The organism is Ruegeria sp. ANG10, assembly GCF_040705255.1.
GTDB lineage: Bacteria > Pseudomonadota > Alphaproteobacteria > Rhodobacterales > Rhodobacteraceae > Ruegeria.
The window spans coordinates 79804-99687 of sequence record NZ_JBFCVU010000005.1 but is presented as its reverse complement, the minus strand read 5'-3'; the positions used below and the strand labels follow the sequence as shown (position 1 = coordinate 99687).

Annotated in this window: 24 protein-coding genes; 14 read left to right on the top strand and 10 right to left on the bottom strand. The window is 58.9% G+C overall.

The features are described 5' to 3' along the window. Positions 1–15: 15 nt before the first annotated feature. The 10 genes from AB1A64_RS12580 (at position 16) to AB1A64_RS12535 (ending at position 7324) form a co-directional block, all read left to right on the top strand. Complete coding sequence (locus AB1A64_RS12580) at positions 16–582, top strand: TlpA disulfide reductase family protein (protein ID WP_366551723.1); 567 nt, start codon at positions 16–18, stop codon at positions 580–582. A gap of 65 nt (positions 583–647) precedes the next feature. Next, a complete protein-coding gene (locus AB1A64_RS12575) occupies positions 648–1010 on the top strand; it encodes a hypothetical protein (protein ID WP_366551722.1) in 363 nt (120 codons plus the stop codon). 89 nt (positions 1011–1099) lie between these two features. Next, positions 1100–1429, top strand: a complete 330-nt coding sequence (locus tag AB1A64_RS12570; RefSeq protein WP_366551721.1) for a hypothetical protein — start codon at positions 1100–1102, stop codon at positions 1427–1429. A 60-nt stretch (positions 1430–1489) separates the two neighbouring features. Continuing rightward, positions 1490–1876 carry a hypothetical protein gene (locus AB1A64_RS12565; protein WP_366551720.1) on the top strand — a complete coding sequence of 129 codons (387 nt, stop codon included), beginning with the start codon at positions 1490–1492 and terminating at the stop codon, positions 1874–1876. Continuing rightward, positions 1873–2844 carry a sterol desaturase family protein gene (locus AB1A64_RS12560; protein WP_366551719.1) on the top strand — a complete coding sequence of 324 codons (972 nt, stop codon included), beginning with the start codon at positions 1873–1875 and terminating at the stop codon, positions 2842–2844. Before AB1A64_RS12565 ends, AB1A64_RS12560 begins: the two co-directional genes overlap by 4 nt. A gap of 92 nt (positions 2845–2936) precedes the next feature. Then, on the top strand, positions 2937–3125 hold the full coding sequence (locus AB1A64_RS12555; protein WP_366551718.1) for a hypothetical protein: 189 nt from the start codon (positions 2937–2939) through the stop codon (positions 3123–3125). A 92-nt stretch (positions 3126–3217) separates the two neighbouring features. Next, positions 3218–4051 (top strand): EAL domain-containing protein, encoded by an 834-nt coding sequence (locus tag AB1A64_RS12550; RefSeq protein WP_366551717.1) that lies wholly within the window; start codon positions 3218–3220, stop codon positions 4049–4051. A 183-nt stretch (positions 4052–4234) separates the two neighbouring features. Next, positions 4235–5410 (top strand): acetyl-CoA C-acetyltransferase, encoded by a 1176-nt coding sequence (locus AB1A64_RS12545; RefSeq protein ID WP_366551716.1) that lies wholly within the window; start codon positions 4235–4237, stop codon positions 5408–5410. A 187-nt stretch (positions 5411–5597) separates the two neighbouring features. Next, on the top strand, positions 5598–6320 hold the full coding sequence (gene phbB / locus AB1A64_RS12540; protein ID WP_170350661.1) for an acetoacetyl-CoA reductase: 723 nt from the start codon (positions 5598–5600) through the stop codon (positions 6318–6320). Positions 6321–6457: 137 nt separating this feature from the next. Next, the gene (locus AB1A64_RS12535) at positions 6458–7324 is read left to right on the top strand and encodes an EamA family transporter (RefSeq protein ID WP_366551715.1); all 867 of its coding nucleotides are present in this window, start codon (positions 6458–6460) and stop codon (positions 7322–7324) included. Here AB1A64_RS12535 and AB1A64_RS12530 read toward each other — a convergent pair. The 3 genes from AB1A64_RS12530 to AB1A64_RS12520 form a co-directional block, all read right to left on the bottom strand. Then, complete coding sequence (locus AB1A64_RS12530; protein WP_082643634.1) at positions 7321–7485, bottom strand: DUF465 domain-containing protein; 165 nt, start codon at positions 7483–7485, stop codon at positions 7321–7323. The genes AB1A64_RS12535 and AB1A64_RS12530 overlap by 4 nt on opposite strands. A gap of 121 nt (positions 7486–7606) precedes the next feature. Continuing rightward, entirely contained in the window at positions 7607–8380 is a 774-nt protein-coding gene (locus AB1A64_RS12525) for a methyltransferase (RefSeq protein WP_366551714.1), read from the bottom strand. Continuing rightward, on the bottom strand, positions 8377–8592 hold the full coding sequence (locus AB1A64_RS12520) for a DUF2007 domain-containing protein (RefSeq protein ID WP_037316655.1): 216 nt from the start codon (positions 8590–8592) through the stop codon (positions 8377–8379). Before AB1A64_RS12520 ends, AB1A64_RS12525 begins: the two co-directional genes overlap by 4 nt. 56 nt (positions 8593–8648) lie before the next feature. On the opposite strand from AB1A64_RS12520, the gene AB1A64_RS12515 reads away from it, so the two are divergent. Continuing rightward, positions 8649–9647, top strand: coding sequence for a polyprenyl synthetase family protein (locus tag AB1A64_RS12515; RefSeq protein ID WP_366551713.1), 999 nt, complete (start codon positions 8649–8651; stop codon positions 9645–9647). Here AB1A64_RS12515 and AB1A64_RS12510 read toward each other — a convergent pair. The 4 genes from AB1A64_RS12510 to soxR all read right to left on the bottom strand — a co-directional run bounded on the left by AB1A64_RS12510 (position 9640) and on the right by soxR (position 14496). Next, the gene (locus AB1A64_RS12510) at positions 9640–10461 is read right to left on the bottom strand and encodes a 4-(cytidine 5'-diphospho)-2-C-methyl-D-erythritol kinase (RefSeq protein ID WP_366551712.1); all 822 of its coding nucleotides are present in this window, start codon (positions 10459–10461) and stop codon (positions 9640–9642) included. The two genes, AB1A64_RS12515 and AB1A64_RS12510, sit on opposite strands and share 8 nt — an antisense overlap. Next, complete coding sequence (locus tag AB1A64_RS12505) at positions 10451–12127, bottom strand: tetratricopeptide repeat protein (RefSeq protein ID WP_366551898.1); 1677 nt, start codon at positions 12125–12127, stop codon at positions 10451–10453. Before AB1A64_RS12505 ends, AB1A64_RS12510 begins: the two co-directional genes overlap by 11 nt. A gap of 131 nt (positions 12128–12258) precedes the next feature. Beyond that, positions 12259–13905 (bottom strand): electron transfer flavoprotein-ubiquinone oxidoreductase, encoded by a 1647-nt coding sequence (locus tag AB1A64_RS12500; RefSeq protein ID WP_366551711.1) that lies wholly within the window; start codon positions 13903–13905, stop codon positions 12259–12261. Between the two features lie 135 nt (positions 13906–14040). Then, the gene (gene soxR / locus AB1A64_RS12495) at positions 14041–14496 is read right to left on the bottom strand and encodes a redox-sensitive transcriptional activator SoxR (protein ID WP_366551710.1); all 456 of its coding nucleotides are present in this window, start codon (positions 14494–14496) and stop codon (positions 14041–14043) included. Between the two features lie 87 nt (positions 14497–14583). On the opposite strand from soxR, the gene AB1A64_RS12490 reads away from it, so the two are divergent. The 3 genes from AB1A64_RS12490 to AB1A64_RS12480 all read left to right on the top strand — a co-directional run bounded on the left by AB1A64_RS12490 (position 14584) and on the right by AB1A64_RS12480 (position 16683). Then, entirely contained in the window at positions 14584–14964 is a 381-nt protein-coding gene (locus tag AB1A64_RS12490) for a VOC family protein (RefSeq protein WP_366551709.1), read from the top strand. A 241-nt stretch (positions 14965–15205) separates the two neighbouring features. Then, a complete protein-coding gene (gene greA / locus AB1A64_RS12485; RefSeq protein ID WP_366551708.1) occupies positions 15206–15676 on the top strand; it encodes a transcription elongation factor GreA in 471 nt (156 codons plus the stop codon). A 14-nt stretch (positions 15677–15690) separates the two neighbouring features. Then, entirely contained in the window at positions 15691–16683 is a 993-nt protein-coding gene (locus tag AB1A64_RS12480; protein ID WP_366551707.1) for a hypothetical protein, read from the top strand. Here the strand turns inward: AB1A64_RS12480 and glp are convergent. Genes glp through mobA form a run of 3 tightly spaced genes read right to left on the bottom strand, consistent with a single transcriptional unit; the run spans position 16680 to position 19884 of the window. Then, a complete protein-coding gene (glp, locus tag AB1A64_RS12475; protein ID WP_366551897.1) occupies positions 16680–18731 on the bottom strand; it encodes a gephyrin-like molybdotransferase Glp in 2052 nt (683 codons plus the stop codon). The two genes, AB1A64_RS12480 and glp, sit on opposite strands and share 4 nt — an antisense overlap. Positions 18732–18751: 20 nt before the next feature. Beyond that, the gene (mobB, locus tag AB1A64_RS12470; RefSeq protein WP_366551706.1) at positions 18752–19243 is read right to left on the bottom strand and encodes a molybdopterin-guanine dinucleotide biosynthesis protein B; all 492 of its coding nucleotides are present in this window, start codon (positions 19241–19243) and stop codon (positions 18752–18754) included. Continuing rightward, positions 19240–19884 carry a molybdenum cofactor guanylyltransferase MobA gene (gene mobA, locus AB1A64_RS12465; protein WP_366551705.1) on the bottom strand — a complete coding sequence of 215 codons (645 nt, stop codon included), beginning with the start codon at positions 19882–19884 and terminating at the stop codon, positions 19240–19242. The genes mobB and mobA overlap by 4 nt, the downstream gene beginning before the upstream one ends.

The following is a 19884-nucleotide window of genomic DNA, read 5'->3' as shown; positions in this document are numbered from 1 at the left end:
AAACCCGGAGTTGATATGCGCCTATTTCGTCTGATCCCCCTTTATATGGCCCTTGCGCTGGGTGCAAACGCCGCTTTGGCGACAGATGCCGAAACGCTTGGCCCGCTGCGTGATGGAACACTGAAACGCCTGATCCTGCACAAAGAGCCCAAGCCCGCAAAAACAATCGAGTTTCAGCTGGAAGATGATGGCGGAGTTGGAACGCTTGAGGATTACGCCGGCAAATATGTTCTGGTGAACTTCTGGGCCACGTGGTGTGCGCCCTGCCGCAAAGAGATGCCGCAGATTGCCGAGCTGCAAGAAGAGTTCGGCGGTGACAAGTTTGAGGTTCTGACCCTTGCCACCGGTCGCAACTCACCCGCCGGGATCAAGAAGTTCTTCGAGGAAAACGGCATCAACAACCTGCCGCGCCATCAGGACCCCGGTTCAACGGCCGCGCGTGAGTTTGGCGTTGTGGCATTGCCAATCACGGTCATCCTGAACCCCGAAGGCCAGGAAATCGCCCGACTGATCGGCGACGCGGAATGGAATTCCGACAGCGCCAAGGCGATTATCGCGACGCTGGTGGGCGCTGAAAGCTAAGCAAAACACATAAGAAAATTGCGAATCGTGTTATTCTCCCAACTATGAGTTTTGGGGGAATAGCTTTGAATTCTATTGCCATCCTGGCCGCGGCAGCCAGTGTTCTGTGCATTTCGGCGGCTGCCGCAGACGCCAAAGACATCAAAAAGAAGCAGCAATTCATGGATGCTGTCATCGGCAAGAAACTTGTGCGCAAAAGGTACTGGTTTATCGTCGCGGCAGACGGCACGATTTACGGGGATACCGCCCAAAAAGGTAAAATCAAAGGTGCCTGGGTCTGGAACAAAAGGTACTACTGTCGAAATCTCTTTATCGGGCCCACGCAACTTCCTGTGGATTGTCAGAAAGTCGCAATCGACGGAGACCAAGTAATTTTTACGCGCAGGAAAGGAAAAGGTAAAGCCGTGCCTATGACCATTTCCGACTAGGCCGAAAACACTGCATTCATATGTGCTAGAATAGAAACGGTCCTTTTGGGCCGGATTTTCTAATTGCTACCAGTGAAAAGGAGGCAACAATGAAACCAGTGGTTCTGTTGATCGGTCGCTTGCCGAATGTCATCGGCGACGTGGCCCGGCGTCTGGATCACATGCCGATCCAATGGCTGGGCGCACATGATCAGGATGAGGTCCGGCGACAATTGGACGCCGAACCCCGGATCGTTTGTGCGATCATGGGTGCAGGTCTGGATGACAAGATCCGCGGCGAGTTGGTCGGCATTATCGCGGCGCGCAGGCCGGATATCTGCATACATCTGAAAGACAGGGCCTCGGGGCCCGACGGGCTGGTGCCCTTTGTCGAACGCGTGGTGCAGCACGAGATTCTGGATACGCTCGAGGCAGGCTGACGCGACGCTACCTTTGACAGCATCATGGCCGCTCTGCACTCTGGCGGGCGGGAGGAAAGAATGCCGCTTGAAATACTTCTGGTTCTGGTGGTCGGAGGCATCGTCGGCATCACCGTTCTGCTACACCTGTCAGGCCGGTCACGCGTGCGCGAACTGACCACCCAGACTGCGCGTTCGGAATGGCTGCGCCATGCGCCGGACGACGTAATCATTGATATTACAATCTCACATGACAAGCGGTCCGCCCTGATCCGAACCGAGACGGGAAACGGGCTGTTGTGGTCCTTTGGTGCCGATACGGTGGCGCGTCACCTTCTGGATTTCGACTGGATCGACCACCCCGAGGGCTTCGAAATTCAATTTCATGACTTCGGCACGCCCAAAGCCCTCATCCGGCTTGACGATTTCGAACGCCCGCACTGGCAAAACCTGATGGACCCCGCATGACAGACCAAGTGAGCTTTCCCGACGCCGTGCAATGGGCGGTGCCTTTCTTCATCGCCGCCATTCTGGCCGAGTTTCTGTGGATCGCTTTCAAAGGCAGGGGCGGGCGGTATGAGACGCGGGATGCGGTTACTTCACTGATCATGGGGGCGGGAAATATCACCTCGGGGTTGCTGCTTGGATTCATCGCATATGGCTTTTTCATGTGGTTGTGGCAGATCACACCGCTGAACCTGGGCACCTCGATTCCGGTGATCATCCTGTGCTTTGTACTGGATGATTTACGCTATTACTGGGTGCATCGCTTCGGCCACCGCATCCGCTGGGTCTGGGCCAGCCATGTAAACCACCACAGCTCTCAGCATTACAACCTGACCACGGCGCTGCGGCAAACCTGGACTTATACGTTTACATTCATGATGGTGGTGCGTGCGCCGCTGATCCTGCTGGGCTTCCACCCGGCGATGGTGCTGTTCTGCGGCGGTTTGAACCTGATCTATCAGTTCTGGATTCACACCGAGGCGATTGGAAAGATGCCCCGCTGGTTCGAGGCGGTGATGAACACCCCTAGCCACCACCGCGCCCATCATGGACGGAACGCGCGCTATCTGGATTGCAACTATGCTGGGGTTTTCATCATCTGGGACAAACTGTTTGGAACGTTTGTGCCCGAACAGACGGACGACCGCGTCGATTACGGGCTGGTCCACAACATCGGCACGTTCAACCCGCTGCGCGTGGCCTTTCACGAATGGGTCAGTATCTGGCGCGACGCAACCCAGCCAGGGCTGACGCTGCGCGAGCGGCTGGCCTATTGCTTTGCCCCACCGGGTTACAGCCATGATGGCAGCCGCGAAAGCTCGGAACAGATCAAAGCCCGGCATCTGGCGCGCCATCCCGAAGATCACGGAACGCCCGGTTTTGAACAGTTCGAGATCCAAACGCCCAATCCACAGGCAAAACAGGCTTAAATCCGCCTGTTCGACTCTCTGTTTCCTTGAAAACGGGATTTCACATTCCATATTCAGCGGATGTGACCCGTAGCCAGTAACCGGAGGCCGCCATGACCCGTTTGACGACAGTATCGACCACTCTTGGTTTGATCGGTCTGGCCTTGGCCATGTTGACGGCACTGACGGGTGGCCCCTCAACCGTCGTTGCATTGGGCTTTGTCATGCTTGCATTGGGCTTCATGGGGGCCGTCGTCGGCGCCGCCGCTGTACTTGGGCGGGTTTGGGAATCCGCGCGCTGACACCCGACAATCTGGCCCCTCTTAACCGCAGATTCATACCTTTGCCTTGAAATAAGGCCCTGACAGGCGACGTGAAGGGGCTTGGCAAGGACATGCGGGACAGAAAACAGGCAGATGTGCCCGAGGGTGCCGAAAGCCCGCTGAACGCGGCCGTCACATTCCGTGACGAATCCTCAGTTCAGATGGCGACCGAGGCGGTGAAGCACAAACAATGCAAACTGGCCTTTCAGCCGGTCATGCAGGCGCATCAACCGTTCGGTGTAGCGTTCTACGAAGGGTTCATTCGGGTGCTGGACGAAACCGGGCGGGTTATTCCTGCACGGGATTTCATGCCGCAATTGGAAAACACCCCGATCGGGCGGGATCTGGATTGTGTCGCTTTGGAAATGGGGTTGAGGACACTGATCAAAAACCCAGATATCCGCCTGTCAATCAACATGTCCGCACGTTCGATCGGCTATGCGCGGTATTCTCGGGTGTTAGATCGGTTTCTCAAGAAAGATGCCAATTTGGGCGAACGGTTGATCCTGGAAATTTCGGAAAGTTCGGCCATGACTGTGCCCGAGTTGGTGATCGATTTCATGGACCGGCTGCAACCGCGCGGCGTGGCGTTTGCATTGGACGATTTCGGTGCCAGCAATTTCAGTTTCCGCCACTTTCGCGAGTTTTTGTTTGATGCCGCCAAGATCGACGGTCAGTTCGTCCGCGGAGTTTCCGAAAACCCGGACAATCAAGCGTTGGTCCGGGCGCTGGTCGCCGTGGCCCGGGAATTTGAAATTCTTGTGACCGCCGAATCGGTCGAAACCAGGGGTGATGCCGAATTCCTTGTGGCCAACGGCGTGGACTGCTTGCAGGGGTTTTTGTTCGGCGCGCCCACCGTGTCGGCCCCTTGGAAAGATAAAAACCTCAAGAAAACCGGTAGTTAAAGATCTAAAATCCATTTCCAATTTACCTGAGACAAGCTGACCGTTGCTGCAATTGCAGCGTTACGCTATTCCATGGGCAGTTGGAGCGGGGGATCATGAGGCGCTCTGGATCTTAGAGGCCGGACCTCTGCGATCTGCGTCATCACGGTTCCCACAGGACCTTGATGGTAAAGGATTGTCTATATGACTAACGTAGTAATCGCATCTGCAGCCCGTACCGGTGTCGGCAGTTTTGGCGGCTCGTTTGCAAACACACCCGCGCATGACCTGGGCACTGCCGTTCTCGAAGCAGTCGTAGAACGTGCCGGAGTTGACAAGGGTGAAGTCAGCGAAACCATCATGGGCCAGGTACTAACGGCTGCACAGGGCCAGAACCCGGCGCGTCAGGCCCATATCAACGCCGGTCTACCGCAGGAAAGCGCAGCTTGGGGCATCAACCAGGTGTGTGGCTCGGGTCTGCGCGCGGTTGCGTTGGGCGCACAGCACATCCAACTGGGCGATGCCGAGATCGTGGCTGCCGGCGGTCAGGAAAACATGACCCTTTCACCCCATGCCGCCGCGCTGCGCGCCGGTCACAAGATGGGCGACATGAAATATATCGACACGATGATCCGCGATGGTCTGTGGGATGCCTTCAACGGCTATCACATGGGCCAAACCGCTGAAAACGTTGCTGAAAAATGGCAGATCAGCCGTGACATGCAGGACGAATTCGCCGTTGCCTCGCAGAACAAGGCCGAAGCGGCGCAAAAGGCTGGTAAATTCGCCGACGAAATCACGCCCTTCACCATCAAGACCCGCAAGGGCGACATCGTGATGGACAAGGATGAATACATCCGCCACGGCGCAACCATGGAAGCCATGGGCAAGCTGCGCCCGGCCTTCACCAAGGATGGCTCGGTCACCGCAGCCAATGCCTCGGGCCTGAACGACGGTGCCGCCGCAACCCTGCTGATGTCAGCCGAAAACGCCGAAAAGCGCGGGATCGAGCCTCTGGCCCGCATCGCCTCTTACGCCACGGCGGGTCTGGACCCGGCGATCATGGGCGTTGGTCCGATCTTTGCCTCGCGCAAAGCGCTGGAAAAAGCGGGCTGGTCGGTTGACGACCTGGATCTGGTTGAAGCCAACGAAGCCTTTGCTGCGCAGGCTTGTGCCGTGAACAAGGACATGGGTTGGGACCCATCCATCGTGAACGTCAACGGTGGCGCAATCGCCATCGGCCACCCGATCGGCGCATCGGGCTGCCGCGTTCTGAACACCCTGCTGTTCGAAATGAAGCGCCGCGACGCGAAAAAGGGTCTGGCGACCCTGTGCATCGGTGGCGGCATGGGTGTCGCCCTGTGTGTGGAGCGCGACTAAGTGCTTTGACAACTAAATGGAAAAGGGCGTCTACTGGGCGCCCTTTTTTGTTACATTCCGGCCCTATCCCTTGGATGCGACAATATCGCCGAACAGAAAGATCAAAACGAAGACGAAACGATATTGCGCAACAATCTCTCTCAGAGTAACAGAATTACCAAGTCAGACTTAATTGGAGGATTCCTCAATGGCACGTACAGCACTCGTCACCGGCGGTTCCCGCGGCATCGGCGCATCAATTTCCAAGGCGCTCAAGGCCGAAGGCTACAATGTTGCAGCCACCTATGCCGGCAATGACGAAGCCGCCGCAAAATTCACCGAGGAAACCGGCATCGCCACCTACAAGTGGAACGTGGCCGACTATGATGAATCAAAAGCGGGCATTGAAAAGGTCGAAGCCGAAGTTGGCCCAATCGACATCGTGGTCGCCAATGCAGGCATCACCCGCGATGCCCCGTTCCACAAAATGACCCCTGAGCAGTGGCATCAGGTGATCGACACCAACCTGACCGGCGTTTTCAACACCGTCCACCCGGTATGGTCCGGCATGCGCGAGCGCAAGTTCGGCCGTGTGATCGTCATCAGCTCGATCAACGGTCAGAAAGGTCAGTTCGCGCAGGTGAACTATGCCGCAACCAAAGCGGGTGATCTGGGCATCGTCAAATCGCTGGCGCAGGAAGGTGCGCGTGCTGGTATCACCGCGAACGCCATCTGCCCCGGCTACATCGCAACCGAGATGGTGATGGCGGTTCCCGAGAAGGTTCGTGAATCCATCATCGGTCAAATCCCGGCTGGTCGACTGGGCGAGCCCGAGGAAATCGCGCGCTGTGTGGCATTTCTGGCGTCGGACGATTCTCAGTTCATCAATGGCTCGACAATTTCGGCCAACGGTGCGCAGTTCTTCGTCTGATCTGCAGACCCACGAACAATTCAGGCCGGTCCTTTTGGATCGGCCTTTTTCGTTCTGAAACCGACAGTTAAAGAATTGCACGTCTTCCCGGTGGTTGTATCCTTTCAAAGCAGATCGGTGAAAAAGGTCACGTCCCCATGACAAAAACTCAGGCAACAGCGATCGGGTTTGTGGCTGTGCTGCTGTGGTCTTTGCTGGCCCTGTTCACAGTCGGTTCGACCCCGACCCCACCGCTTTTGCTGAACGCCATCTGTTTTTCTATCGGCGGCACGCTGGGCCTGATCTGGACATGGGCCAACGGCGGTTCGCGCCAATTACGGGCGGTGCCCTGGACAACGTATCTGTTCGGTGCCACGGGTCTGTTCGGCTATCACGCGCTGTATTTTTCGGCCCTGCGCATGGCTCCGGCAGCTGAGGCTGGGTTGATCGCCTATCTCTGGCCCCTGCTGATCGTGCTGTTTTCCGGGCTATTGCCGGGCGAGCATCTGCGTATCGGTCATCTGTTTGGGGCCTGTCTGGGCTTTGCCGGAGCTGCGGTCATCATCGCAGGGGGCGGTAGCGCAGGGTTTCAGACCGCGCATCTACCGGGGTATGGGCTCGCGCTGCTGTGCGCGCTGACATGGTCGGGATATTCGGTACTGTCGCGCCGATTGGGGGACACGCCGACCAGTTCGGTCGCCGTGTTCTGCATCGCGGCGGCCATCGCCTCGGGCGCGCTGCATCTGGCCGTTGAAGAAACCATCTGGCCCGACAGCGCCTTTGGCTGGGCTTCGGTCGTGGCACTGGGTCTGGGGCCAGTGGGGTTGGCGTTTTATGTATGGGATATCGGGGTAAAGCAGGGCGACATACAAATCCTCGGCACGGCCTCATACGCGGCACCGCTGTTGTCTACGCTGGCTTTGGTTTTGGCCGGGATCGCCGCCCCGTCCTGGGGTCTGGCGATCGCGGCCGTGTTGATCACTGGCGGCGCGGCCATCGCCGCGCGAGCGAGCTTGCGTCGCTAGTTCGACAGGCGCTCGATCTCTTCTTTTAGCCTAAGCTTCTGCTTTTTGAGTTGTGCAATATGGAGATCGTCGATGCCAGGCGAGCGTTGGGCTTGTTCAACTTCAAGACCGAGTGTTTCGTGCTTCTTCTTCAGTTCGGTCAGGTGTGCGCTCACGCTCATGGCGATACTCCTCTGTTGGTGTCTGAGTTTCACGTAAGAAGTTGACCACATCGTTTCCACCCTGTCACGCTGCATACGCACAGATTCTGTAATAAATCCGACAAATTCGGCTGGTTACTGCCTATTGACCGGACAACCCCGGCAGGGCGGCCGCATCGCGCAGCACCACCGAAACCTGCGGTGTGTAGCTTTCGCCGTCTTTTTCATGGCGAGCCCCCGCATGCAAAATCAACGGCGCATGCAACCGAAACGCGGCTTTTCCGCCCTTTTTGGCACGTAAAATCACCAATTCGGCAGCCCGACCCGCGCGTGCCGCCAAAGGCAACACCTCGACCGAGCCCAGGCGCCCCGTGCAACCCGCAAGCATATCCGGCAAACGGTCGGCCTTTTGGATCATGTGCAAATAGCCGCGCGGCGCGAGACGTTTGGCCGCAGTGTCGAACCAAATATCCAGTGGTGTGCCCTCACCCAGCGCGATTGCCCGTCCGTCATCCTCAGCGGCACTGTGCGCTCCGGCGCGGTAGTAGGGCGGGTTGGCGATGACATGGTCAAACTGGCGCTGTTTCAGATCGGCAGGCAGGGCGGCAAGATCAGCCTCGACCACCTCGAACGACGCGGCGTTTTCGGCTGCGTTGCGACGGGCCAGCGCGGCATAGCTGGCCTGCAATTCCACCCCGACCCCTTGCAATCCCGGCACACGCGCCAGAAGGCACAGGATCGCGGCCCCTGCCCCGCAGCCCAGTTCCAACACGGTGTGACCACGTGTCGCCGGAACCGAGGCAGCCAGCAAGACCGGGTCCACGCCCGCACGATATCCCGAACGCGGTTGCCACAGGCGCACACGACCGTTCAAAAAATCGTTACAGGTCAGATCATTATCTGGCAAATGGCTCATCGGCCCAGCGGGATCTCGTTATCGCGCATCACCCGTTCAGCCCGCGTCAGGTCATCAGCCCGTACCATCAGACGACGGGGGAAGATTCCGATGCCGCCTTCGAGGATGCTCATATTTACGTCCATCTGAAAGCAGTCTATATCCTCACCCTCAAGAAGGGCCGAAGCAAAGGCCAGGATCGTCGGATCGGTGCTGCGCAAAAGTTCTTTCATAGGGATGGATGTAAGGGCAAGGTAAGTCGAAAGTCGAGCCTTGTATCAGGAGTGTGATGGAAATCGACGCGATCACAAAACCGCATGAGCGGCTGGCGGAACTTCTGACCGGCGAAATGGCTGCGGTGAATGAGCTGATCCGCACGCGCATGGCCTCTGATCACGCGCCGCGCATCCCCGAGGTGACAGCCCATCTGGTCGAGGCCGGCGGCAAACGTCTGCGCCCGATGCTAACCCTGGCGGCTGCGCGTCTGTTCGGTTACGCGGGCGACCACCATGTGCGGCTGGCCGCGACGGTTGAGTTCATCCACACCGCGACCCTGCTGCATGACGATGTGGTGGACGAAAGCGCCCAGCGGCGTGGCCGCCCAACGGCGAACCTGCTGTGGGACAACAAATCCAGCGTTCTGGTCGGTGATTACCTGTTTTCCCGTAGCTTCCAGTTGATGGTTGAGACCGGATCGCTGCGTGTTCTGGATATTCTGGCCAATGCCTCGGCCACCATTGCCGAAGGTGAAGTGCTGCAGATGACCGCCGCCACCGATCTGGGCACGGATGAGGCGATTTACCTGCAGGTTGTGCGCGGCAAAACCGCCGCCCTGTTCTCGGCCGCGACCGAAGTTGGCGGTGTGATCGCCGGAGCGTCCGAGGAACAGGTCAAGGCGCTGTACGACTATGGCGACGCCTTGGGTATTGCCTTCCAGATCGCTGATGATCTGCTGGATTATCAAGGTGATAGCAAGGCAACTGGCAAAAATGTCGGCGACGATTTCCGCGAGCGCAAGTTGACCCTGCCGGTGATCAAGGCCGTGGCGCAAGCCACCCCCGATGAACATGCCTTTTGGGAACGCACGATTGGCCGGGGTCGTCAGGAAGAGAGTGACCTGGACCACGCGCTGAGCCTGATGGGAAAATACGGCACGCTCGACGCCACCCGGTCAGATGCGTTCGACTGGGCTGCCAAGGCCAAGGATGCGCTGGCGCCCCTGCCTGATCATGAGATTCGCACGCTGCTGCGCGATCTGGCCGATTACGTGGTCTCGCGCCTCAATTAAGCTGCACCGCACGGCACCACCAATCGGGATGTGCAGCGCCGATTTCGTACGCTGCGAAATGCGCGTCTTTCATTGTGGGATAGAGAGCGAAACAGGTGGAACCTGACCCCGACATGCGGGTCAGCAGGACCCGCGTAGTCAGTCGCAATGAATCTAGCGCGAACTCGATTTCGCGGGCGACACCCATTGCGGGGATTTCCAGATCATTCCGCTGGTCTTGCAACCATTCGGCGCAATCCGCGGCAGTCTTGAATTCCGGGATATCAATCGGCATGGGCGGGTTGTCACGCCGGGTCAACGCCTTGAACACCGAAGATGTGGGCACCGGAATACCCGGGTTGACCAGAACTGCCGGCAAATTTGCAAGGGACACGGACGTTAGCCTATCGCCAATTCCCTGCATCCGTGTCGCTTGGGCGGCCATGCAAACAGGTACATCAGCGCCCAGAGAAACAGGCAGGCCCTCTGGTATGTCGACCCCCTGACCAGACAACGCCCAAAGGGTCGCGGCGGCGTCAGACGAACCGCCGCCAATCCCGCCACCATGCGGCAGCACCTTGTTCAGATCGATATGCCCCGTCCACCCTGCGGCTTGGGCCGCTTTCCAGACCAGGTTTCGGCTGTCCGTCGGTACACCCGCCGCGTGTTCTCCGCTGACCGAGATCGACAATTCCGGGCCCGGCGTGAACTGCAAACTGTCACCGACATCGGCAAACACGACCAGCGAATCCAACAGGTGATACCCGTCGGCGCGCTGGCCGGTCACATGCAGAGTCAGGTTGATCTTGGCGGGCGCGAAGGCCTTAGTTGCCATTGGCGACCTTCAACGGTTCCGCCCCTTCTTCGGCCAGAACCTCGTCGAGGCCAATCTCCAGCTTGCGACGGATACGGTCGGGATCAGCCTCGGCATCATTGTCTTCGGGATCAATGAAGGACAGGGCACGTTTCCACTGGAACTCAGCCTCGCGCGCGCGGCCCACAGCCCAATAAACATCGCCCAGATGATCATTCACCACTGGATCAACCGCCATCAGCTCGACCGCGCGCTCCATATGTTCGACCGCCTCATCATAGCGGCCCAGGCGGAACAGAACCCATCCAAGGCTGTCGACGATGTAACCACTGTCGGGGCGCGCCGCGACTGCACGTTCAATCATATCCAGCGCCTCGTCCAGCTTTTCGCGCCGTTCGACCAGAGAATAACCCAGATAGTTCAAAACCTGCGGCTGATCCGGGTTCAACTCTAGCGCGCGGCGGAAATCGGCCTCGGCCTGATCCCATTGCTTGAGCCGTTCGTGCGAGATGCCTCGGGCATAGTGCAAAAACCAGTTCCCACCCTCGGTCAGTTCGATAGCACGATCATAAGACGCGACAGCGCTGGTGTATTCTTCTTGCTGGCGTTGCAGATCGGCCAGCGCCACATGAACGCTGGGCAGGTTTGGGTTCTGGCTGGCCAGCGTCTGCAACACCTCGGCAGCAGCATCCTTTTTGTCCGACCGGCTAAGCACCTCGGCCCGGCCAAGTTCAGCAGCGTGATAATCACTGCTGCTGGCGGGCACCTGGCGATAGGCTTCCACGGCCAGATCATATTGCTCCAGCACGTCCAGCAATTCGGCACTCAGCAAGATCGCATCCACATGTCCGGGACGCAGGAACGCAGCCGTGCGCACATAAAGCAGGACATAGTTCTGCGCCGCCTCATTGCTCAGCGCTGCGCCGACGGAAAAGAAAACCTCGGCCATGCCATCTTGCGCGGATTGGACATGGGTGAACGGCAGGGTGTCACCATTTGTCAGACGCGCCACGTAACCTTCGATCGACGGGTCGCTGCCGGCCGCAAATACCTCACCCAGAAATTGCTGTGCCTCTTCATTGCGGTCCAGTTGCGACAGAACCTCGGCCCGGGCCAAAGCGGCCCGTCGCGAAAAGCGGGCAACCGCACCGTTATGGGCCGTGAATACTTCTTCGGCACCTTCAAAATCGCCAACCGAGGCCAGCGCCAGCGCCTTGTGGTACAGTGCAAAGTCGCGCAAGCCATCCTGGGTTGCGACCTCGTCAAACTGCTCCATCGCGCGGGTCATGGCCCCTTGGCCAATATATGCCCACCCCTGTACCAAACCGTCCACCAAAGGCCCCACACCTTGCGTTTCCGGATCACGGGCCAGCAATTCATCCAGTTTGCCGTCGGCCACCAGATTGGCGGTGATCACCATCCTTGCTGCCTGACTGGGCAGACCGGCATCCTCAATCATCTGCGCAACAGGCAGCGCGCGTGCTACATCGCCCAGCGCCAGCCTTGCGACAACTACGCTTTCCAACAATGCTGCATTTTCAGGATCGGCTTTCAGGGCCTGCGCATAGTATTTTTCAGCGGCTGAATAGTCGTTCTGATAGATGGCCTGACGGCCAGCCAGATAGGCACCGGACCCCGGATCCGCCACAGCTGGAAGCACAATCGACGAGGTGAAGAGCGCAGCCATTGCGGCGCGACGAACCAGAGAAATCACCAAAATCCTGCCTTGCTATTCTTGTCTGCACAACAAGCTAGGGCTTTGGCTGGCAAGAGGCAATGGCAGAGCCTTCACGACCCTGCCAGTGCCCGGTTTTTTGCTTACATATTTGGATAGTTTGGCCCATCGCCACCCTGCGGCGTGGTCCAGGTGATGTTCTTGCTGGGGTCCTTGATGTCGCAGGTCTTGCAGTGGACGCAGTTCTGGAAGTTGATGACAAAGCGTGGATTGCCTTCATCCTCGACCATCTCATACACACCCGCCGGGCAATAGCGCTGCGCCGGTTCGTCGTATTTGGGTAGGTTGACTTTGACCGGGATGTCCGGGTCCGCCAGTTTCAGGTGGCAGGGTTGGCTTTCCTCGTGATTGGTCATCGCAAACGAGACGTTGGTCAGGCGGTCAAACGACAGCGTGCCATCGGGTTTGGGATAGTCGATGGGCTTGTGCTTGCTGGCCTCTTCGGTCGAATCCGCGTCGTTCTTGCCATGGCCCACTGTGCCCAGCAGCGAAAAGCCCAGCGTGTTGGTCCACATATCCATACCGCCTAGCATCAGGCTGGCAGTCAGGCCCCATTTCGACCAGATCGGCTTGACATTTCGCACCTTTTTCAGATCGCTGCCGATCGGGCCGTTGCGCACATCGGTCTCGTAATCGGTCAGTTCATCGCCCGAGCGTTCTGCCTTGATGGCGTCAAAGGCGGCTTCGGCCGCGGCTTTGCCCGACAGCATCGCGTTGTGATTGCCCTTGATGCGCGGCACGTTGACCATACCCGCCGAACAACCCAGCAGCGCCACCCCGGGCGCGACCAGTTTCGGCATCGACTGATAGCCGCCTTCGGTGATCGCACGGGCACCGTAGGCCACGCGCTTGCCGCCCTTCAGCAGCTCGGCCACCATCGGGTGATGCTTGAAGCGCTGGAATTCCATATATGGGTACAGATGCGGATTTTTATAGTTCAGGTGAACCACAAACCCGACATAGACCTGATTGTTTTCAAGGTGATAGATAAAGGAACCGCCGCCCGCGTTGCTGCCCAGAGGCCAGCCCATCGTATGCGTGACGGTGCCTTCCTTGTGCTTGGCGGGGTCGATCTCCCAGATCTCTTTCATGCCGACGCCGTATTTCTGCACCTCTTTGCCGGCCTGCAGGTCATATTTGGCAATGACCTCTTTGGACAGTGAGCCGCGCACGCCTTCGGACAGGAAGACATATTTGCCGTGCAGTTCCATCCCCGGTTCGGTGTTGGGACCGTATGAGCCGTCGGGTTCCAGGCCAAACACACCGGCCACGACGCCTTTGACCTCGCCATTATCGCCGTAAACCAGCTCCGAGCACGCCATGCCGGGGAAGATTTCCACGCCCAGTTCCTCGGCCTGTTCCGCCATCCAGCGGCAGACATTCCCCATCGAGACGATGTAGTTGCCGTGGTTGTTCATCAGCGGCGGCATCGGGAAGTTGGGAATACGGATCTTACCCGCCTCGCCCAGCATGTAGAAATTGTCTTCGGTCACCGGCGTGTTCAACGGCGCGCCTTTTTCTTTCCAGTCGGGGATCAGCGCATCCAGACCACAGGGGTCTAATACCGCGCCCGATAGGATATGCGCGCCCACTTCCGAGCCTTTTTCCAGAACAACGACGTTCAGGTCCGCGTCCAGCTGTTTCAGACGGATGGCCGCTGAAAGGCCCGCCGGGCCTGCGCCCACGATAACCACATCGTATTCCATCGCTTCGCGTTCAATCTCGGCCATCGCGGGCTCCTTAGCTAACTTTCCGAATTGGCGCTTTCTACATGCTGTCGGCGCAATATTGTTTCACGGCTGATTACATGGTTGCTAAGACCTTGGTCAATCAAAACACGGCGTAACATTGCTGCAATGCGGCAGTTATGTGTCGGGAGAGTCCCCCATAAGGTACCTGGGACCGCTACCATGCGACTTGGCGCGGTCATCCGGGTTGTAAAGAGCACATTTCGGCAGGCTCAAACAGCCACAACCGATGCAACCATCAAGATTGTCACGCAAGCGCATCAAGGTAGCGATTCGCTGATCCAGACGATCCCGCAGTCTGACGCTGATTTTCCGCCAATCCTGCGGTGTCGGTGTGCGGCTTCCGGGCAGGCCGGACAACACGTCCCGAATCTCGGGCAATGTCAGGCCGAATTGTTGGGCAATCATGATGAAGCTCAACCGCCGGATATCCGCACGTTGATACCGTCGCTGACCGCCTGCATTGCGCCAGGGCGCGATCAGCCCCTGCGCCTCGTAATACCGGATGGCCGACACGGCCAACCCCGTGCGCCGGGCCAATGCGCCAATTGCCAGTCCTTCGGATGCCGCCATTTCGACCTCAAAAATTTCCTTGACCTAAAGTTAGGTTTAGAAATTAGAGTGAGTCGTGACAAGCCTCAATTCGCAAAGGAGACCCCCATGATGGCGACGCTTGAACACACCAATTTCACCGTACGCGACCCGCAGGCATCGGCCGCATGGATGCACAAGGTGTTTGGCTGGAAAACCCGCTGGGAAGGCCCGGCCATTGCGGGCGGTTACACGGTGCATGTGGGCAGCAAGCATACCTATCTGGCACTTTACGCGTCCAGCGATCCGCAGCCATCCGGCGAAAGCAGCTATGACATCATTGGCGGGCTGAACCATGTGGGTGTTTTGGTCGAAGATATCGACGCCACCGAGCAACAAGTGATCAAAGCCGGCTTCACGCCCAAGTCCCATGCGGATTATGAGCCCGGAAAACGGTTCTACTTTGACGACGACAATGGCATCGAATTCGAAGTGATTAGTTACAACTAGGGTGTTCAGGGAAACATCTTACAAATTCGTTATCGCCAATATCCCAAGAGCGCGAAGTGCGGCAGGGTATTGGCGATTCAAACTTTTCCCGAACATCATAGGCCGTAATCCGCCCGCTGCGGGGCCAAGACCTCTTGCAATTCACGCCTCATTTGGGTCAGGTATTTGCCAACCCATCAATTCGCCCCGACGCTGGTTCCATGCGGCGGGGCGCATCAATTTATGCGTGGACGACAAGACCATGGAAAAAATTCCGATGACGCCTTCGGGCAATGCCGCGCTTGCGGCAGAGCTAAAGAACCTGAAATCCGTTGAGCGCCCTGCGATCATCGAGGCCATCGCTACGGCCCGTGAACTGGGCGACCTGAAGGAAAACGCCGAATATCACTCGGCCCGTGAAAAACAGGGCTTTATAGAAGGCCGCATCAAAGAGCTGGAGGGCATTCTGTCGCTGGCCGATGTGATCGACCCCGCCAAGCTGTCCGGTGCGATCAAATTCGGTGCCAAGGTCACATTGGTCGATGAGGACACTGACGAGGAAAAGACCTGGCAGATCGTGGGTGAGTATGAGGCCAATATCGAAAACGGATTGCTCAACATCAAATCCCCCATTGCCCGCGCCCTGATCGGCAAGGACGAAGGTGACAGTGTCGAGGTCCGCACCCCAGGCGGCGTGCGGTCTTACGAAGTCCTGAGTATCGAGTACGCCTGACCGGAGCGTCCCTGATGTCCGAGCCCACGCCAGAGCAGGAAGCCGAGCGGCCAACGTCGTTGGGTATTTACGACAAGCCCTCGCGTCCGTCCGTAACCGAGATAGAAATCGCGGCCATCGTGCTTAGCGTGATTTGGCTGGTGGTTTCGGTGGTGTTTCTGGTGCTGCCCGACGACGTCGAGGGCGGCGGGTTCGTGGTGACCTTGCTGGCGGTGTTCATGCCGGTAGCAATGATCTGGGTTGCGGCCACGGCGATGCGCGCCAGCCGCGTCATGCGCGAAGAAAGCGAGCGTCTGCAGACTGCGATTGATGCGATCCGGCAGACCTATGTCCTCCAGCAACAGCGGGCCGCCATTTCCCACGAACCGGCCGTCAGCAAGAAGCTGGACGAAATCGCTGAATCCGCAAAAAAGACCGAAAGTACACTGGCCACGTTTTCGACCAAACGCAGCGAACCCGCGCGGGCGGTTGCGTCAATCGGAACCGGCGACCAAACCTCGTTAGAGCTGGGCACGCAGGCCGAGGACATCGCGCCGCCACTCAGCACCGAAATTTTCATCCGGGCGCTGAATTTCCCCGAAACGCAGGACGACGCCGAAGGGTTCGACGCCCTGCGTCTGGCGTTGAAGGATCGCAAGACCGCCCAACTGGTGCAGGCTTCGCAGGACGTTTTGACGCTACTCAGCCAGGAAGGCATCTATATGGATGACCTGCGCCCCGACATGTCCCGCCCCGAGATCTGGCGGCAATTCGCGCAGGGTGCCCGTGGTCGCTCGGTGGCGGCTTTGGGCGGCATTCGGGATCGGTCGTCGCTGGCGCTGACGGCGGCGCGAATGAAACAGGACCCGATCTTTCGCGATGCAGCACATCATTTTCTGCGCCGCTTTGACCACATGATCGTGGCTTTTGAGCCTGAGGCCAGCGATGCCGACCTGACCGCATTGGGTGAGACCCGAACGGCGCGGGCTTTCATGTTACTGGGACGTGTGGCCGGAACCTTCGACTAAAGCCCGAAACTGCCATAGGGAATGAACCGGACTAGATCGCCCGGTTTGATATGGCGCGCGCCGTCTTCGATTTCGACCAGCCCTTCGGCCCAGCTGAGCCCGCTGATCCGGCCCGACCCTTCCGAGGCAAACACCTCGACCCGGCCATCGCGCACTCGGGCGCGCAGATATTCGCGGCGGCCCGGTTTCTTGCGTTTTTCAAAGGCGGCGGGCAGGTCGAACCCCTGTGGATCCTGCCAGCCCTCACCCGCCATCAGACCCAAAGCCGGGCGCGCAAAGATCAGGGTGCAGACCTTGGCTGCCACCGGATTACCCGGCAGGCCAAAGACCGGCGTGCCTTCCCACAATCCCAGAGCCAGCGGCCGCCCCGGTTTCAGCGCAATCCGCCATTCCTGCATCGCGCCTGCTTCTCGCAACAGAGCCGAGACGTGATCCTCATCCCCGGCTGACGCGCCACCGCTGGTCAGGATCACATCCGCCTGTTCCGCCGCCGCGTTCAGGCGATCGCGCAAATCTTCCCGGTCATCAGAAACCCGCCTCATATCCACCGGCTGAAACCCCATGCGGTCGATCAGTGACAGCAGCATCGGGCGATTGGCGTCGAATATCTGGCCTGGCCCGGCATTGTCTCCGGGTTCGATCAGTTCATCCCCAGTCGACAGCACCGCCACACGCAGCGTCTTGCGCACGGGAATTTCTGCAATCCCGGTGGCCGACAACAGTGCCAGATCAGCTGGTGTCAACCTGCGCCCGGCGGGCAGAACCAGATCGCCCTCGGCCACATCTTCACCGGCGCGGCGGGTATTGGCACCGTGTTTCAACGGACCGTGAAAAGCGATGTGGCCATCTTTTACGGTCACATCCTCTTCCAGAATGACCGTGTCCACGCCCGCAGGCAGTGCCGCTCCGGTCAGCACGCGCAGCGCATGGCCATGCGGCACAGTGCCATCAAACGGGATACCTGCAGCAGCGCGGCCTGGATGCAATGGCATCACCTGCGCACCCTCGGGCTTCGCACCCGCAAACCCAAAGCCGTCAACGGCCGTATTCGGCTGCGGCGGGTTCGAGCGCTTGGCGATGATATCCGCTGCTAGAATGCGCCCCATAGCCTGCGGAAGCGCAATTGTTTCAACCGGCACAACCACCGTCAATCGCTGGCGCAGCAGGGCCAACGCATCCTCCACTGGTGTCCAGTTCACCCCGGCAGGCAAGGCAAAACAATCGTTGCGCAGGGGAGGAGGTTCAATATCCGGCTTGTCTTGTGGCACTCCCAAAATCCAGCCCTCCTCTGCTGCGCTGACGTTTAGATGGCCCACCAATTTCTCGGGCGGCATTCCGGCCAGCGACAGGGCAACCTGTTCAACCTGCCAGGCATCCTTGATCCGGTCTTCTGGCCCGGTCCCCAAGGTAAGCGAGGGCCAGATTTCCACAAAGGCGACAGGGGTGTCCAGCGCCTCGAACGGCCAGACCGAGACTTGACCCGCAAAAGCGCGGCGCAAACGGCTTAAAACCGGCAGGCCAGTCATGACCTGACCACCCACGGCACCAGTCCCGCCCATCTGCCAGCAGGTAAAGCTGCCCTTGGCTTCGGGGTTCAGTTCGACGCAACGGCGGTCGGGAAAGGGATTGTGATAGTCTGCCTTGTTTTTGGGCAGACCGTCGATGTCCCGCTGCAGGCCATTGAACCAGAACGGACCCTTGCCTCCAAAGCAGCGGTTGATCTCTCCGGCCAGATCGAACCGGTTGTTGGATTTTGGCGAATCCTCGATCCGGCTCTCGAACCAGTCCCACAACCGCAACGGATCATCAGATCCAGTCAGTGCACGGGCGAACCCTTTGGGATAGCCAAAGGGGAAATCGAACCCCAGACACAGCCGCCGTCCTGAGGCAATCTCACCAGCAATCAGGTTGTGCAGCCACTGCTCGGCAATCTTGCGGTTTCTAAGGTATGTCGGTTCTTCCGCCCTGCCCCTACGCACCACACAGGCCCAGATGGCATCCTTGCGTGGGCGGAGGCCGGTATCATTGCCACCGGACCAGTCGACCATGGCAAAACTATCGAAACCGGTCACAAACCAACCTCTTGTAGAATGAAGTCGGCGATGGAGGCAGTATCATTCAGGTCAAAGACCGGCACAGCCACATCGAGCGGCGTGTCGCTTGCGACGGCGCGGATGGTGGCGTTTTCCGGGGCCATCAACGGGTTCGCGGCCACAGCCCGATAGGCTTCGACCTTGGGGTGGGCTTCGCGCTTGAACCCCTCGATCAACACCAGATCAACCGGAGACAGTCGCGCCAACAGCGCGTCCAAAGAGGGCTCGGGCACGCCGCGCAGCTCTTGCATGATCGCGACGCGCTGACCCGAGGCCAGCAGAACCTCGGACGCGCCTGCAACGCGATGACGATAGCTGTCAGTGCCCGGCTGATCGACATCGACATTGTGATGGGCATGTTTCAGGGTCGAGACGGTAAAGCCGCGCCCGGTGATCTCGGCCACCAATCGCTCCATCAGCCCGGTTTTGCCCGCGTTTTTCCAGCCGGTGACGCCGTAGACCTTCATGCCTGCTCCAGCAGTTTTTCCGCCCGCGCCAGATCGTCGGGCGTGTTGACGTTGAAGAACGGATCGAAGGGATCGACCGGGAACAACGCTTCGCGCCCGTCATGTTTGTCGGTCCACAGCACGACTTTGCGCAGCCCATCGTTCAGTGCATCCCGCAGATCGTCGCGCAATGCCACGGGCCAGAGGCCAAAGGTCGGGTGCCGATTGACCCGTTTTCCACCGCCGGATTTCAACGCCTCATCCCCGGTGCGCGGTGTGGTGGCCAGCACCAGCGGATGCGTCTGACCTTGGGCAGCGTCGGTCAGACGTACCACCAGATCGCGCGGGAAAAACGGAGTATCGGCGGCGGTGGTGACAATACAGTCAGCCCCTTGCGTGGCCGCCCAATCCAGCCCGGCCAGAACGCCAGCCAGGGGACCCGCGAACCCTTCGATCGTATCGGGCAGAATAGGCAGGTTCAGATAAGCGAATCGTTCAGGATCACCATTGGCATTCAGCGCCAGGCCACCCACCTGCGGGGCAAGCCTGTCCATCACATGGGACAGTAGGCTCTGCCCGCCAACCTGCAACAAGCCCTTATCGCCTCCGCCCATTCGGGTGGCGAGGCCACCTGCGAGGATCACACCTAAAGGGTTGCTCAT

Bases quoted from the DNA above. Each gene is read 5' to 3' on its own strand.
- AB1A64_RS12555 (WP_366551718.1), top strand. From the start codon at position 2,937: ATGACCCGTTTGACGACAGTATCGACCACTCTTGGTTTGATCGGTCTG.
- mobA (WP_366551705.1), bottom strand. From the start codon at position 19,884: ATGAGCAACCCTTTAGGTGTGATCCTCGCAGGTGGCCTCGCCACCCGA.
- AB1A64_RS12545 (WP_366551716.1), top strand. From the start codon at position 4,235: ATGACTAACGTAGTAATCGCATCTGCAGCCCGTACCGGTGTCGGCAGT.
- AB1A64_RS12520 (WP_037316655.1), bottom strand. From the start codon at position 8,592: ATGAAAGAACTTTTGCGCAGCACCGATCCGACGATCCTGGCCTTTGCT.
- AB1A64_RS12510 (WP_366551712.1), bottom strand. From the start codon at position 10,461: ATGGCAACTAAGGCCTTCGCGCCCGCCAAGATCAACCTGACTCTGCAT.
- AB1A64_RS12580 (WP_366551723.1), top strand. From the start codon at position 16: ATGCGCCTATTTCGTCTGATCCCCCTTTATATGGCCCTTGCGCTGGGT.
- AB1A64_RS12490 (WP_366551709.1), top strand. From the start codon at position 14,584: ATGATGGCGACGCTTGAACACACCAATTTCACCGTACGCGACCCGCAG.
- AB1A64_RS12525 (WP_366551714.1), bottom strand. From the start codon at position 8,380: ATGAGCCATTTGCCAGATAATGATCTGACCTGTAACGATTTTTTGAAC.
- greA (WP_366551708.1), top strand. From the start codon at position 15,206: ATGGAAAAAATTCCGATGACGCCTTCGGGCAATGCCGCGCTTGCGGCA.
- AB1A64_RS12500 (WP_366551711.1), bottom strand. From the start codon at position 13,905: ATGGCCGAGATTGAACGCGAAGCGATGGAATACGATGTGGTTATCGTG.
- AB1A64_RS12570 (WP_366551721.1), top strand. From the start codon at position 1,100: ATGAAACCAGTGGTTCTGTTGATCGGTCGCTTGCCGAATGTCATCGGC.
- glp (WP_366551897.1), bottom strand. From the start codon at position 18,731: ATGGTCGACTGGTCCGGTGGCAATGATACCGGCCTCCGCCCACGCAAG.
- AB1A64_RS12560 (WP_366551719.1), top strand. From the start codon at position 1,873: ATGACAGACCAAGTGAGCTTTCCCGACGCCGTGCAATGGGCGGTGCCT.
- AB1A64_RS12480 (WP_366551707.1), top strand. From the start codon at position 15,691: ATGTCCGAGCCCACGCCAGAGCAGGAAGCCGAGCGGCCAACGTCGTTG.
- AB1A64_RS12530 (WP_082643634.1), bottom strand. From the start codon at position 7,485: ATGAGCGTGAGCGCACACCTGACCGAACTGAAGAAGAAGCACGAAACA.
- AB1A64_RS12535 (WP_366551715.1), top strand. From the start codon at position 6,458: ATGACAAAAACTCAGGCAACAGCGATCGGGTTTGTGGCTGTGCTGCTG.
- AB1A64_RS12505 (WP_366551898.1), bottom strand. From the start codon at position 12,127: ATGGCTGCGCTCTTCACCTCGTCGATTGTGCTTCCAGCTGTGGCGGAT.
- phbB (WP_170350661.1), top strand. From the start codon at position 5,598: ATGGCACGTACAGCACTCGTCACCGGCGGTTCCCGCGGCATCGGCGCA.
- soxR (WP_366551710.1), bottom strand. From the start codon at position 14,496: ATGGCGGCATCCGAAGGACTGGCAATTGGCGCATTGGCCCGGCGCACG.
- mobB (WP_366551706.1), bottom strand. From the start codon at position 19,243: ATGAAGGTCTACGGCGTCACCGGCTGGAAAAACGCGGGCAAAACCGGG.
- AB1A64_RS12550 (WP_366551717.1), top strand. From the start codon at position 3,218: ATGCGGGACAGAAAACAGGCAGATGTGCCCGAGGGTGCCGAAAGCCCG.
- AB1A64_RS12565 (WP_366551720.1), top strand. From the start codon at position 1,490: ATGCCGCTTGAAATACTTCTGGTTCTGGTGGTCGGAGGCATCGTCGGC.
- AB1A64_RS12515 (WP_366551713.1), top strand. From the start codon at position 8,649: ATGGAAATCGACGCGATCACAAAACCGCATGAGCGGCTGGCGGAACTT.